Source organism: Clostridioides sp. GD02367, from assembly GCF_045900275.1.
Classification (GTDB): domain Bacteria; phylum Bacillota; class Clostridia; order Peptostreptococcales; family Peptostreptococcaceae; genus Clostridioides; species Clostridioides difficile_A.
In genome coordinates this window covers 1-13904 of the sequence record NZ_JBJODK010000014.1, presented here as the reverse complement: position 1 = coordinate 13904, position 13904 = coordinate 1, and the positions used below count along the sequence as shown (strand labels likewise).

Here is a 13904-nt window from a genome sequence, read left to right as displayed (position 1 = left end):
TTGTATCTTTGCTAATAAAAAATTGTAAAAAGGGAAAACTTTAGTCAGAGAGATTAAACAATATCCTAAAAGATTTAAAATTTAGTAAAGTATGGAGGACATTATAATGACTGACAGTAAAAAGAAACGATTTATTATACCACACACTTTTACAATAATATTTTTACTAATAGTCTTAATGGCAATATTGACTTGGGTAGTACCAAGTGGTGAATTTAGTAGAGAAGATGTAGAAGGTAGAATGGTAGTTGTACCAGGAACTTATCAAAGTGTTGAAAGCAATCTTCAAGGGTTTGCAGATGTTTTTAAGGCACCAATAGAAGGTTTTATCGATTCAGCAGAGGTTGTAGGCTTTGTATTAATAGTTGGAGGTGCCTTTGGTATTGTAAATAGAACTGGAGCTATAGAAGCAGGAATAGCATCAGTTATATCTAAATTTAAAGGAAAAGAACTTCTTATAATTCCAATATCAATGATTTTATTTGGTCTTGGAGGTACTACATTTGGGATGGCAGAGGAGACATTACCATTTTATATGATATTTGTTCCACTTATGACATCCTTAGGATATGATTCTCTAACCGCCATAGCAATTGTATTTATAGGAGCAGCAGCAGGAGCTGCAGCTTCGACAATAAACCCATTCTCGGTTGGTATTGCACAGGCACTAGCTCAACTTGCTCCAGGTTCAGGAGTAGCATATAGAGTAGTTATTTTTATAGCTTATATATTAATAAGTATAGCGTTTGTTATGTATTATGCTAAGAAAGTTAAAGAAAATCCTGAAAGTTCAATAGTATATGAAATAGATAAAAATAATAAGTCAATACTTAATCAAACTTCAACAGAAATAAAAGAATTTACTTTTAAAGAAGTATCTGTTCTTGCTATCTTTGGAATAGGTATGGCAATAATGATTTGGGGTGTCTTAAGCCAAGGATGGTATATTCCAGAGATATCAATGTGTTTTGCTGCCATAGGAGTACTTTCTGGTTTAGTTGGTAGATTATCTCAAATTGAAATTTCAGAAAGCTTTATAGATGGAGCCAAAGATTTAGCATCAGCCGCTCTTGCCATAGCATTAGCTCGTGGAATCGTAATAATTGCTCAAAATGGATTTATAATAGATACTATATTAAATTCCGCAGCAGCTTTTTTAGGTGGCCTTCCAAAAGTTATATTTGTATATTTATCTTTCTTCTTGGAAGCTGCATTGGCATTTTTAATTCCATCATCTTCAGGTCTTGCTTCACTTACAGTACCTGTACTTGCTCCTCTTGGTGATTTGGTTAATATATCAGCTCAAGTAATAGTAACTGCTTATCAATTTGGGGTTGGTCTTACAAACTTCATAACTCCAACTTCAGGGGTATTGATGGGAGCACTTGCAGTAGCTCATATTCCTTTTTCAAAATGGGTAAGATTTATAATGCCTATATTGTTGATTTTGACAGCTGTATCTCTAGTCTTTTTGACAATAGGTATATATATAGGATTTTAATTAAAGAGAGTTTATTCAATATAGCTAGAGATTATATAAGATACTAAGAAATAGAATACCCAAAATATGATTTTCAATAAATTGCCACTAAAAATAATTTAGTGGCAATTTATTTTTTATATAATAAATGACAAAATATCTTAGTAAGTGTATATTTTCTCTTTCAATCTCTTAAATTATATACATTTAATCTACTTACTCTTATTTTTTATATCAAATTAGCTAAATAAAATTAAATTAAAAGTCAAAAAACTAAAGAAATTAATTCTAATTTGAAATATATATGAAGGTTTTTGGAGAATACTTACTTATAGTAGGAAAAAATGTTAGAATAAGAGTGTAATCAAATATAAAGAACTGAAATAGCTAACAGTTATTAAATATGGGAGTGTAAAAATTTATGGGATTAAAAGAATTTGATTTTATTGAAGAGTCTATTGAAATGTTGAGGACAATGTCTCCAACATTAGAAACTATATCAGATGAAATAGAAGAGTATTTTGAAAATATTTTGGATGAAAAAAATCAAGAATATATAAATGTAACCTCTAGAATAAAATCAGAATCAAGTTTAAGAGAAAAGATAATTAGAAATAGATATTTAAAAAAATATGGAGAAGCAAGTAATCTTATTCACAATGTCTCTGACTTAATAGGTTTGAGAATTGAATGCAGATTTATTGAGGATGAAAACAAGATATATAGACTTCTAAGAAGATACTTTAATAAAACAGACGACAAGGTAAACTATTATAATAAAGAAAATAAGAATATTAAATTAAAATTGTCTGAAAGACAACCTAATAAACAAAAAAATGGATTTGAAATATATAAAATAGATGGAGTTTTTGCATATTTAGATAGAGAAGTAAAATTTGAGCTTCAAATTAAGTCTCTTGTAAATGTGTTTTGGAGTGAAATTGAACATAAAATAATTTATAAAAATAACACATATTTACTTGCTGATAAATTTATAAAGGATATGATGGACTCTATAAAGAATAATCTTACTATGATTGATAATCAGCTTTTAAGCATTTATAAAAACTTTCATTCAGGAAAGTCTTTTAATATGAAAGTAAGTAAAAAAGAAATTGAAAAACTATTTGCGAAATTAGTATATGATGCTTTTTCTGAAAAGATGAATAAAAGTATAGGTTTTGTTGTGGATTTTAAAAAACCCTGTGAGACTATATTAAGCTATTCTTTTAATAAACAGGATATAAGTGATGAAGTTTTGGGCAATTTCATGCTTGATGAGTTTGCAAGACTAAATGAGATTGTAAATAAAGACATAGATTTTAATGAGCAAATAGAATTTGAAAGAGAACCAACATTTGATGATAAATTTTGTAAAGACCTAGGAAATCATTTTAGAAGCAGATTAAATACAGAATTCCCATGGAATCTATTTTTTAGAATACTATTTGAAATAGAACCATGTAACAATACAGAAGACTTTGAAAACTTTGTAGAGTTTATAAAAGAAAATGTATTACTAGAAGAAAATAGAGAACAACTTTTATGTCAATTTGAAGAAAATAGTCAACTTATAATTGAAGATATGTATGAATGTATATTCAATAGCATAAGTGAAATTGATAGTGTTGAAATTTTGTATAACTATAATCTTGAAAAGATAAACTTTACATCAAGTGAAATTATAAATTGTATATGCAGAGAATATGAATGCTATGGTGAATACTTAGAAGAAAAAGAAAAGCTTATGAATGCATTTAAAGAAAAAATTATTCAAATATTTGAGTAATCAATTAATTTTAAAATGGCGCTAATGCGCCATTTTTCGAATACGTATAAATTTAGAAAAATATTCTAAAGGGGGAGATTTATATAGAGAAAACAGGTGTAATTTTAGCAGGGGGAAAAAATTCTAGAATGGGAAGAAATAAAGCTTTTCTAGAATTACATGAAAAGCCTTTTATTGAAATTGCAATAGAAGTATTTAAAAATTTTGATGAAGTAATAATAATATCTAATAATGAAGAATTATATTCTAAATATAATATTAAAGTTTATAATGATATAATAAAAAATGTTGGTCCAATTGGAGGAATATATACTGCTCTTGAATATGCAAAGTATGATATAGTTATAGTTGCATGTGATATGCCATATCTAAATAGTGAAATAGTAGAAAGAATAGCTAATGAAATGGATGATAAAAGCATGATTTCAGTGACAAATGGTAAGTTACAACCATTGTGTTCTGGGTATAAAAAGAGTATAATAAATAAGGTATCCTTATGTATAGAAGGAAATGATTTAAAGCTCAGAAGCCTTATAGACAAAATAGATAAAAGCTATATATACTTTGATGATGAAGATTTATTTTTAAATGTAAATACTGTTAATGAATATAAAAAATTAACTGGATTTTAATTAGATATGGTTATAAAATAGAGTAGGATTTATATGGAGGAGAGTTTATGAATTTACTTAAATGCGATTCTTGGGCAGTAATATTAAATAATAGCGATGAAGAAAGTAAAGCATATAAAATATTAGATGAACTTAAAAAGAATATGTACAAAGTTGTTGCTATAGATGAAGAAAAGAAACCTATTGAAGGTATAGATGTGTATGAGTGTTTAAAAGATGTACCACACAATATTGACGTTGTGGCCATTATTGACAAACAATCTAAGATGGATGTGATTTTAGAAGAAGTAGAACTTTTAGATATACAAAACATATGGTTTGAAAAAGGAAGCTTTAGTGAAATGATGATTAAAAAGATTAAAGATTTAAAATTGAATGTAGAATATAATTTAAATTTACATGATGAGTTAACTAAATAATAAAAGGTACAACTAGTTAACCAAACACATTATTTTATAGTATAGATTAACTAATGAAACATTAAGTTACAATATTTATTAAAAAAGTTATAAGTTGCATGATATAATATATTAAATACGATATAAAGGAGTTGATATATTATGTTAATAGTTACCACAGAAAAAGTCGAAGGCAAAAAAATATCAGAAGTTCTAGGACTAGTTAGAGGAAGTACAATAAGAGCAAAACATGTTGGAAAAGATATAGGAGCAAGCTTTAAAAACCTTGTTGGAGGAGAGCTTACAGGATATAATGAAATGCTTACTGAAGCAAGACAAATTGCTATAGGTAGGATGGTTGAAGATGCAGAAGCTAAAGGTGCAAATGCAATAATAGCATTTAGATTATCTTCAGCTTCAGTTATGCAAGGTGCAGCAGAAATGCTTGCTTATGGAACAGCAGTTATTTTAGAAGATGATAAGAATTAATTTGAAAAATAAAATATAAATAGTTAAAAAGAGGCATCTTTTAAAAATTTTATGGATGCCTTTTTTTATTTGAAAAAACTGATATAAGAAAGAATTTTAATCGTTATGATAATAAAATGGGATGATATTATATAAATAAATAAAATTATATTATATAATATATGGTATAGACTTAAAAAAATTTATTAGTAGAGAAAATATAGACAATGTTATAATAGTTATAGAAATTGGAAGTAATTGTACATTTGTTAAATAGATTACATATATACTAGTTTTATATTTGGAATAGTTATAAGTTAATATTTTTTATTTTGTGAACGTTGGAATAATAAAAATGTATGTACTATTAAGTTATATGATAAGAAATGTAGATATAATATGTTATATTACTGAGAAAAATGGAAATAAAATAGAGTAGGTTTTATTAAATTGGTTTTTATTTTTAAAGGTCTAGTTAATGTATAAAGGGGTGAAATTATATGTTTAATGTTGCAATTATAACACTTAGCGATAAAGGCTATGAAGGAAAAAGAGAAGATATAACAGGAAAAAAACTAATTGAATTTGTTGAAAATACAGGAGATTATAAAGTTATTGAATATGTATTGATAAAAGATGACAAGGAAATGTTAAAGGAAAATATTGTAAAACTTTGTGATAGTAATAAAATAGATTTAATTCTTACTAATGGTGGGACTGGTTTTTCAAAAAGAGATGTAACTCCAGAAGCGACTAAGGAAGTATTAGAAAAAGAAATACCAGGTTTAAGTGAATATATGAGAATGAAATCTACAGAAATTACCAAAAAAGCTATACTAAGTAGAGGTGTAAGTGGAATAAGAAATAATTCTATAATAATAAACTTACCTGGAAGTCCAAAAGGTGCAGTTGAAAATTTAAGTTTTATAATTGATGTTTTAGACCATGGCATAGAAATTTTAAGAGGAGAAGCTACAGAATGTGCAACTAAAAAAAGTAAATAGTATATAATCTAGATAGATAAAAAATAGACAAAGAGGTAGATAGAGTATGATTGATAAGTATGGAAGAAAAATAGACTACCTTCGTATTTCACTTACAGATAAGTGTAATTTAAGGTGTGTCTATTGTATGCCACCAGATGTAAAATTTGATAAAAATTATATAAATGAAAATCTAAGTTTTGAAGATTATAAATTCATTATAAAGGCTATGTCAGAACAAGGAATAACCAAGGTTAGATTTACTGGGGGAGAGCCTCTTTTATATCCTAAGTTAAATGAACTTATAAAATTTACAAAAGAAGAATGTGGAATAAATAATATTGGAATGACAACTAATGCTATTGGGCTTTCTGATAGAATCTCTGAGCTTGAAAAATGTGGTTTAAATAAAGTTAATATAAGTTTAGATTCTTTGAAGGAATATAAGTATAAATCTGTAACAAGAGGTGGAAATTTAAAAGATGTCTTAAAATCGATTGAATCTTGTTTAAATTTAGGCATAAAAGTAAAATTAAACTGTGTTGCTATAAGTGGATTTAATGATGATGAACTTAAAGATTTTATGTTTTTAACTGTTAAATCACCAATTGATGTAAGATTTATAGAGCTTATGCCATTAGGTGAAGCTAATAGAGTTTATAAAAAAGGTTATTTTAATGTAAAAGAAATGGTTGAAAAAATATATGGACTATATAAAGTTAAAAATGAAGAAAAAAGTACAGCAGAATATTATATGTTTAAGGGAGCCAAAGGAAGAATAGGAATTATAACTCCATTAAGTTGTTCATTTTGCAATACATGTAATCGTATTAGACTTACTTCTAGTGGTGCAATAAAATTGTGTTTACATTCAAAAGAAGAAATAGACATAAAACCATTTTTACATAAACCATTGTTATTTAGGGAATCAATGAAAGATATAATAAAACAGAAGCCAGAAAAACATCATTTAATAGAAAATAAATGTAGTGATACAAATAGACGTATGTATGAAATTGGAGGATAAGTAATGTTAACACATATAAATGAAAAAGGGTATGCCAAGATGGTAGATATAAGTGAAAAAGATGACACTAAAAGAACTGCTATAGCAACAGCTACAATTACTCTTAGTAGAGAAGCTTTAGACAAAGTAAAAAATGGTCAGATAAAAAAAGGAGATGTACTATCTGTAGCTCAGGTTGCAGGTATAATGGGAGCTAAAAATACATCTTCAAATATACCAATGTGCCATCAGATAAAATTAGTAGGATGTGATTTGGAATTTGATATAGATGATTCTGAGTCTGCTATTAGGATATATGCAACTTGCAAATCTCTTGGAAAGACTGGAGTGGAGATGGAAGCTTTAAATGCATGTTCTTTGGCAGCACTTACAATTTATGATATGTGTAAAGCAGTTGATAAAAAAATGGTTATAAGTAATATACATCTTGTAGAGAAGACTGGTGGAAAATCAGGAGATTTTAAGTTTGAGTAATTAATAATATATGGGTGAAAATTTGGAGGAAATATGGCTAAGGTAGTGTCAATAAATATAAGTGAGAAAAAAGGTGTAATTAAAGTTCCTGTACAATGTGCAGAACTAAAAATAAATCATGGGATAGTTGGAGATGCGCATGCAGGAGATTGGCATCGTCAAATAAGCTTGCTTGGAAAAGAAAGTATAGATAAAATGAAGATGAAAGGTTTTGACCAATTAAAATATGGAGATTTTGCTGAGAATATAACTACAGAAGGGATAGAAGTATTTTCTTTACCTGTTGGGACAAAACTAAGAATTGGTAAATGTGAAGTTGAGGTGACTCAAATTGGTAAAAAGTGTCACAATGGATGTGAAATTAAGAAATTAACTGGAGACTGTGTAATGCCACGAGAAGGAATTTTTGTGAAGGTTCTAAAAGAAGGAATTATACATGTGGATGATTCAGTAGATATAATTTAGTAAAATTACTATTAAAATGTAATTATATATGACGTATAATTCAATGAAAATATTATTAATATATAAGTATCTGTTTTAAAATACAATGATTAATCATTATAAAAATGTTGATGAAATATTGTATTAGTAAATTAAAACAGTAGTTGTATTAAGCTATGAATGTAAAATCATAGCTTTTTATTTTTTAATTTTTAAGAAGAAATATTTTCTTTATATATTTAAAATTATATTTTATACAAAAATTAATTGTTTTATACAAACTGTTTATACTGTAAATTTGTAGATAATAAAGTATAAATTTTGATGAAATTTTAAAAATTACATTATATAAATATAGTAATAATATAAAAATTTACATATAAAACTAAAAAATACAAGTAATTTACTTTTTGAGTTGACAAAATATTGCATATATATTATTATATAAATCATAAATTAACTATAAATAAATATTATAGATTCGTAGAAGAAGAAAGTAGCATAAAGGAATTTTACAGAGAATTAGATTTGGCTGAGAACTAATATTGGAATTTGTGTGAAAAGGACTTTGGAGAATACTATTATAATCTTGTTATAATAGTGGTTTAATTCGCCTTAAGAAAATGAGTGAGTAAAATTAATTTTTACTAATAAGAGTGGTAACACGGATTTATATTCGTCTCTTGGATTTTTCCAAGAGGCGTTTTTTATTATAGAATTATTTCAGAAAATTTAAAACTATATATTAAATGAAAAATATAAATATATGATAGTTAATAAATTTATAAATTAGAAAATTGTAAAATATACTGGACTCAGTGACTTTACGATTTAAATGGAGGGATGAAAATGGAAGAAGAAAAAATTAACTATGCGCTGGAGCAGGTTCCAGAGCACCAAAAACGTGGCTGGGTAGCTATGTTTTCAGTTTTAGTAGCAATAGGTGTGGATTTATCATCTGTTATTTTAGGGGCTGAATTGGCACAGAGTATGCCAATGAAACAAGCAATATTATCAGTAATTGTTGGTTCATTTTTTTCTGCAATTTTGTATACTACATGCTCTTTAGTTGGTTCGTCTACAAGTCTATCTACATCTATGATAACAAAGTATGTGTTTGGAGAGACTGGAGCAAAAATATTTTCTCTAGTTATAGGGGTTTCTCTATTAGGGTGGTTTGGAGTTCAAGTAGGTTTCTTTGCTCAAAATGCACAAATAATAATAAAAGATATATTTAATCTGGATGTAAGTATGCAAATTCTAAGCCTAATAGGTGGTCTCTTGATGATGAGCACTGCTATTTATGGATATAAGGCAATGGAAAAATTAAGTGTATATTCAGTACCATTCTTATTAATTCTTATGATGTTAACTATATTTTTAGCTTTTAGAGCAAATGGAATTCCAGTTGATGATAATATGAAGTCTACTATGACATTTGCAGGTGGAGTTTCTTTATCAATGAGTATAATAATAGTTGGTGCAATAGTATCTCCTGATATAAGTCGTTGGGCTAAAAGTAGAAGAGATTGTGCACTTTCAAGTTTCTTGGGAATACAATTTGGAAATGCCTTTATGATAGTAGTTTCTATAATATTGGTAAAATGTATGGGAACTTCAGATATTATGAGAATTTTTATTACGTTGGGAATTGCTATACCAGGTATAATTGTGCTTACATTAGCTCAATGGACTACAAATACAAGTAATGTTTATTCAGCATCACTAAGTATAGCACTTGTACTTAAAAAAGCACCTGAGAAAGTATTAACTATAGTTCTTGGTATTGTAGCAACATTATTAGCTGTATTTGGAATATATGAAGGTTTTATAGGATTCTTAAATCTACTTGGAATCGTAATTGCACCTGTTGGTGGTGTATATACAGCAGAATATTACATAGTAAAGCAAGAGCTTAAAGGTTTTGATAAGGGTGTATTATATAAACCAATAGTTAAACGTTCAATAGTATCTTGGGTAATTGGGATATTGATAACTTATCTTTCAACATATGGATTTATAACTCTTACTACTATAGCTCCTTTAGATGGGTTTATAGCAGGATTTGTAGTACAATCTATTATTGGAAAAGTGCTTTGTTCAGCAAAAAATAAGGAAAATGTAGATAAAGCAGTGTAATGAAGTTTGTTTATAAAGTATAAAATAAATTTGAAATATGAGGAGAAAGTAACATGAGATTTTTAACAGAAGAAAGTATAGATAAAATAGCAGTTGGTGCAGCAGTACTTGGAACTGGAGGAGGAGGAGACCCATATGTAGGTAAACTTGTTGCAAAACAAGCAATTAAAAAGTATGGTCCTGTAAAAGTAATAAGTTTGGATGAACTTGATGATGATGCTCTAGTAGTTCCAGTATCTGGTATGGGTTCTCCTGTAATTACAATAGAAAAATTACTTTCTGAGGTAGAATTAACTACACCTTTAGAAATAATGGAGAAGTTAATAAATAGAAAAGTAGATGTTATAATTCCTATAGAAATAGGAGGAATAAACTCACTTATGCCAATAGCAGTTGCTGCAAAAAAAGGACTACCTATTTTGGATGCTGATTCTATGGGGAGAGCTTTTCCTGAAGCTCAAATGGTAACTTTTTATCTTGAAGGGTATGAGGCATCACCTGCTGTAATGTCTGATGAAAAAGGAAATTCTGCTATCCTTTATCCTGTAGATGGAATTTGGTCAGAAAGATTAGCCAGAACTCTAACTGTGGAAATGGGAGGAAGTTCTTCTATCAGTGATTACAATTTAAGTGGAGCTCAAGTTAAAAAAGCTGCTATAGGTAATACACTTACAATAGCTGAAACTATAGGAGGATTTTTGCTTGAAAATAAGTCTGATTCAAAAGGTGCTGTTGAGAATATATTGAAAGAATTAAAAGGATATAAGTTATTTGAAGGAAAGGTAATTGATATTAAGAGAGAATTGAAAGGTGGATTTACTAGAGGGCATGCTTTTTTTGCTGGAATTAATGAATATGATGGAGAGTATTCTATATTATTTCAAAACGAGAATTTAATTGCAAAAAAAGGTGATACACCACTTTGTATTACACCAGATTTAATAGCAGTATTAGATTTAGAAACTGGATTTCCAATAACTACAGAAAGAATAAAATACGGTTCGCGTGTTATGGTAGTAGCTTTTCCTTGTAATGAAAAATGGAGAACAGAAAAAGGAATTGAGACAGTTGGACCTGGATACTTTGGATATGATGTGGAATATAAAACAGTAGAAGAATTACAAGGAAAATAAAGTTTAGGAGGAAATTTTGATGTATCGTGTAGGAATTGACGTTGGAGGAACAAATACAGATGCTTGTATACTGGATGGGGAATTAAAAGTAATTCATTCAGTTAAGGTAGCAACTACAAAAGATGTTGAAACAGGTGTTTATAATGCTTTAAAAAAAGTTATAGATGAAAGTAAGATTGACCATTCTTTAATAAAGTATGCTATGCTTGGTACAACTCATTGTACAAATGCTATTGTAGAAAGAAAAAGACTTAATAATGTAGCAATGATAAGAATAGGAAAGCCAGCGACAACTGCTATTCTTCCTTTTATAGATTGGCCAGAAGATTTAAGAGAAAAGATAGAACTAGATTCAATACTAGTGTCTGGTGGATATGAGTTTGATGGTAGAAAGATAAATGAACTTTGTAAAGAAGAAGTTGTAGAATTTTGCAATAAAATAAAAGACAGAGTGGAAAGTGTTGCAATAAGTGGAGTATTTGCTCCAGTAAATAAACAACAAGAAGAGGAAGTTGCAAAGTGGGTTAGAGAAATTCTAGGTGATATTCCTATATCTTTATCAAATGAAATAGGCAATATAGGTATACTAGAAAGAGAAAATGGAGCCATTTTAAATTCTGCATTATCTCAAGTAGGTAAAGCAGTATCTTTAGGATTTGAAAAAGCACTTAAAGATTTAGGTATAGATGCACAAATTTATTTTAGTCAAAATGATGGAACATTAATGAATTTAGAGTATACAATGAAATATCCAATTTTTACAATTGGATGTGGAATAACAAATTCTATAAGAGGAGCTTCTTTCTTATCAGAAGTAAAAAATGCAATAGTATTGGATGTTGGAGGAACTACAAGTGACCTAGGGGTACTATATAATGGATTCCCTAGAGAATCATCAATTCCAGTTACAATTGGAGGAGTACATACAAACTTTAGAATGCCTGATGTTTTAACTATTGGACTTGCTGGTGGGACATGTGTAAAAGGTGAAAAAGATAATATAAAGATAGGTCCTGAAAGTGTTGGTTACAAAATAACTGAAGATGCAATAATATTTGGTGGAGATACTTTAACTTTGTCAGATGTTGTTACAAGGTTAGATATGGCATTTGAAGATAGAAAAACTAATGTTGAACATTTAGATAAAGAGTATTGTGATGAGGTATATAAAAAGGTAATTTTAAAACTAGAAGATGCTGTAGACCAAATGAAAACTAGTCAAGATGATGTTGAGTTAGTTTTAACGGGTGGAGGAAGTATAATTGTTCCTGAAAAATTAAGAGGCATAAGTAATGTTATAAGACCTCCTCATTATACTGCTGCAAATGCTATTGGTGCTGCATTAGGACAAATAAGTGGAGATGTAGAAAAGGTGTATAGCTTAGATAAAATGTCTAGGGAAGATGCTATAGAAGATGCAAAGCAAGAGGCAGTAAATAAAGCTCTAAAGGCTGGTGCTAAAAAAGATACTATAGAAGTATTAAACATAGAAGATGTTCCACTTGCATACCTTCCTGGAAATGCACTTCTTATAAAAGTAAAAGTTGTTGGTGATTTAATTTAAAGAAGAATTTAATTATTTTTAAAATTATTTTAAATATCAAAAAATCGGTGCTTAATTTGTACCGATTTTTGTTTTTTAATAAAGAACTCGTTTTTTTGCTTCTGCTATAGCTCTAGCAGCACTTTTAGCTTGTATTCTTTTTTCTTCTTCTTTTTTGAACGCATTTATTGTTTCATTTAAATTCTTATCATGTTCATTTTTTTCCTTATCTTCATTTTCTCTATATACCAATACATAATTTATTATTGATTCATTTATTATCTGGGATATACTCTTATTTTCATTAATTCCTATTCTTTTAACCTCTTTGAGTAATGTTTCATCAATATGAACCGTTGTTTGTTTTGTGTTTTTTGCCATGTTAATCACCTCTTAAAAAGAATTTTAACATTAAAATTTTTTTTAGTCAATAAATTTTAATATTAAAATTCTTTAAATGTTTTATTTGATTTTCTAAAGCTTTCTATTGCTTTTATCATATTATTTTTTATATTTTCACCTAGTACAGAAGATTTTAGTCTAGGATTTTCAATATGGTCATAAATCGGTTCTAAAAATTCAACTTCAACAGGAAGAGAATTAATCTTGCCAATAGGTTGATACCCTTCATAAGTATCTTTTGAGTTTTTTATTACCAGTGGAACAATAGGGCATTTTGCTTTGTATGCTATTTTTAAGGCCCCACTTCTAAAATCTGATACCAATGAATTTGGTTCTTTAATCCATGTCAAATCTCCTTCTGGAAATACAGCCATGCTTTGACCTTTAAGTATATTTTGAGAAGCTTCAGATATACTTTTTATACCTTCTCGATTGTTTTTTCTGTTTACATATACACATCTTAATAGTTTTGCCCATTCTTTAAATATAGGTATATTTCTCCAAACTGGTTCGTCTGCAATTACACATCCAATTGGTCTTTCCACACTTGCTGCTAATATAAAACTATCAAGCATACTAGAATGATTTACAACAAATAGAAGAGGTTCTTTTGGTAATGTTTCTTTTCCAATTATATTAAGGTCTATATTTACTATATCTAAAGATTTTCTAGCTTGCTTTTGCATAAATTCAAATTTTTCTTTTAAGCTAAATTTATCAGGATTCTTTTTAATTTTAATAAGTCTAGGTATAGAAGATGTAAAGCCTATAAGTTGATATGTAGCAAATTTTAAGTAATTATTCATAAAATTATCTCCTTAAAATAAAATTATTTATTACTGTAAAGATTTTAACATAAAATAAAATTTAAGTCTATTTTAATTCAGTTATATAATCTATATTTAAAATAGACAGATATTAAAATTTTATACTTTTAATTTTACCAGTTATATTCTCTGAACCTCCCATGACTGAAGTCACAGGGTTCCTGC

At 28.0% G+C, this 13904-nt stretch carries 14 protein-coding genes and 1 other annotated feature; of the genes, 12 read left to right on the top strand and 2 right to left on the bottom strand.

Annotated elements, in window-relative coordinates; all coding sequences use genetic code 11:
- Positions 1 to 106 precede the first annotated feature (106 nt).
- From Q3223_RS15895 to Q3223_RS15840, 12 genes are all read left to right on the top strand, one after another.
- Complete coding sequence (locus tag Q3223_RS15895) at positions 107 to 1501, top strand: YfcC family protein (protein ID WP_407812196.1); 1395 nt, start codon at positions 107 to 109, stop codon at positions 1499 to 1501.
- A 400-nt stretch (positions 1502 to 1901) separates the two neighbouring features.
- Positions 1902 to 3269 (top strand): GTP pyrophosphokinase family protein, encoded by a 1368-nt coding sequence (locus tag Q3223_RS15890; protein WP_054270190.1) that lies wholly within the window; start codon positions 1902 to 1904, stop codon positions 3267 to 3269.
- A gap of 128 nt (positions 3270 to 3397) precedes the next feature.
- A complete protein-coding gene (locus tag Q3223_RS15885; protein ID WP_407812195.1) occupies positions 3398 to 3901 on the top strand; it encodes a molybdenum cofactor guanylyltransferase in 504 nt (167 codons plus the stop codon).
- Between the two features lie 47 nt (positions 3902 to 3948).
- Entirely contained in the window at positions 3949 to 4320 is a 372-nt protein-coding gene (locus tag Q3223_RS15880) for a CoA-binding protein (protein WP_054270191.1), read from the top strand.
- Positions 4321 to 4461: 141 nt separating this feature from the next.
- The gene (locus tag Q3223_RS15875) at positions 4462 to 4788 is read left to right on the top strand and encodes a heavy metal-binding domain-containing protein (protein WP_054270192.1); all 327 of its coding nucleotides are present in this window, start codon (positions 4462 to 4464) and stop codon (positions 4786 to 4788) included.
- 479 nt (positions 4789 to 5267) lie between these two features.
- Positions 5268 to 5771, top strand: a complete 504-nt coding sequence (locus tag Q3223_RS15870; RefSeq protein ID WP_054270193.1) for a molybdenum cofactor biosynthesis protein B — start codon at positions 5268 to 5270, stop codon at positions 5769 to 5771.
- 46 nt (positions 5772 to 5817) lie between these two features.
- Positions 5818 to 6777 carry a GTP 3',8-cyclase MoaA gene (gene moaA, locus Q3223_RS15865; protein WP_054270194.1) on the top strand — a complete coding sequence of 320 codons (960 nt, stop codon included), beginning with the start codon at positions 5818 to 5820 and terminating at the stop codon, positions 6775 to 6777.
- 3 nt (positions 6778 to 6780) lie between these two features.
- On the top strand, positions 6781 to 7251 hold the full coding sequence (moaC, locus tag Q3223_RS15860; protein ID WP_054276629.1) for a cyclic pyranopterin monophosphate synthase MoaC: 471 nt from the start codon (positions 6781 to 6783) through the stop codon (positions 7249 to 7251).
- Between the two features lie 33 nt (positions 7252 to 7284).
- On the top strand, positions 7285 to 7716 hold the full coding sequence (locus Q3223_RS15855; RefSeq protein WP_054270196.1) for an MOSC domain-containing protein: 432 nt from the start codon (positions 7285 to 7287) through the stop codon (positions 7714 to 7716).
- Positions 7717 to 8170: 454 nt separating this feature from the next.
- Positions 8171 to 8382, top strand: a binding site (T-box leader).
- Positions 8383 to 8544: 162 nt separating this feature from the next.
- Positions 8545 to 9834, top strand: a complete 1290-nt coding sequence (locus Q3223_RS15850) for a cytosine permease (RefSeq protein ID WP_054270197.1) — start codon at positions 8545 to 8547, stop codon at positions 9832 to 9834.
- A 53-nt stretch (positions 9835 to 9887) separates the two neighbouring features.
- Complete coding sequence (locus tag Q3223_RS15845; protein ID WP_054270198.1) at positions 9888 to 10967, top strand: DUF917 domain-containing protein; 1080 nt, start codon at positions 9888 to 9890, stop codon at positions 10965 to 10967.
- A 19-nt stretch (positions 10968 to 10986) separates the two neighbouring features.
- Complete coding sequence (locus Q3223_RS15840) at positions 10987 to 12531, top strand: hydantoinase/oxoprolinase family protein (RefSeq protein WP_079739717.1); 1545 nt, start codon at positions 10987 to 10989, stop codon at positions 12529 to 12531.
- A gap of 75 nt (positions 12532 to 12606) precedes the next feature.
- On the opposite strand, the gene Q3223_RS15835 is transcribed toward Q3223_RS15840, so the two are convergent.
- Both Q3223_RS15835 and Q3223_RS15830 read right to left on the bottom strand, forming a co-directional pair.
- Positions 12607 to 12891 carry a hypothetical protein gene (locus Q3223_RS15835; RefSeq protein WP_021384547.1) on the bottom strand — a complete coding sequence of 95 codons (285 nt, stop codon included), beginning with the start codon at positions 12889 to 12891 and terminating at the stop codon, positions 12607 to 12609.
- A 62-nt stretch (positions 12892 to 12953) separates the two neighbouring features.
- On the bottom strand, positions 12954 to 13718 hold the full coding sequence (locus Q3223_RS15830) for a 1-acyl-sn-glycerol-3-phosphate acyltransferase (protein WP_054270200.1): 765 nt from the start codon (positions 13716 to 13718) through the stop codon (positions 12954 to 12956).
- Between the last annotated feature and the right edge of the window lie 186 nt (positions 13719 to 13904).

Bases quoted from the DNA above. Each gene is read 5' to 3' on its own strand.
- Q3223_RS15895 (WP_407812196.1), top strand. From the start codon at position 107: ATGACTGACAGTAAAAAGAAACGATTTATTATACCACACACTTTTACA.
- Q3223_RS15890 (WP_054270190.1), top strand. From the start codon at position 1,902: ATGGGATTAAAAGAATTTGATTTTATTGAAGAGTCTATTGAAATGTTG.
- Q3223_RS15885 (WP_407812195.1), top strand. From the start codon at position 3,398: ATGGGAAGAAATAAAGCTTTTCTAGAATTACATGAAAAGCCTTTTATT.
- Q3223_RS15880 (WP_054270191.1), top strand. From the start codon at position 3,949: ATGAATTTACTTAAATGCGATTCTTGGGCAGTAATATTAAATAATAGC.
- Q3223_RS15875 (WP_054270192.1), top strand. From the start codon at position 4,462: ATGTTAATAGTTACCACAGAAAAAGTCGAAGGCAAAAAAATATCAGAA.
- Q3223_RS15870 (WP_054270193.1), top strand. From the start codon at position 5,268: ATGTTTAATGTTGCAATTATAACACTTAGCGATAAAGGCTATGAAGGA.
- moaA (WP_054270194.1), top strand. From the start codon at position 5,818: ATGATTGATAAGTATGGAAGAAAAATAGACTACCTTCGTATTTCACTT.
- moaC (WP_054276629.1), top strand. From the start codon at position 6,781: ATGTTAACACATATAAATGAAAAAGGGTATGCCAAGATGGTAGATATA.
- Q3223_RS15855 (WP_054270196.1), top strand. From the start codon at position 7,285: ATGGCTAAGGTAGTGTCAATAAATATAAGTGAGAAAAAAGGTGTAATT.
- Q3223_RS15850 (WP_054270197.1), top strand. From the start codon at position 8,545: ATGGAAGAAGAAAAAATTAACTATGCGCTGGAGCAGGTTCCAGAGCAC.
- Q3223_RS15845 (WP_054270198.1), top strand. From the start codon at position 9,888: ATGAGATTTTTAACAGAAGAAAGTATAGATAAAATAGCAGTTGGTGCA.
- Q3223_RS15840 (WP_079739717.1), top strand. From the start codon at position 10,987: ATGTATCGTGTAGGAATTGACGTTGGAGGAACAAATACAGATGCTTGT.
- Q3223_RS15835 (WP_021384547.1), bottom strand. From the start codon at position 12,891: ATGGCAAAAAACACAAAACAAACAACGGTTCATATTGATGAAACATTA.
- Q3223_RS15830 (WP_054270200.1), bottom strand. From the start codon at position 13,718: ATGAATAATTACTTAAAATTTGCTACATATCAACTTATAGGCTTTACA.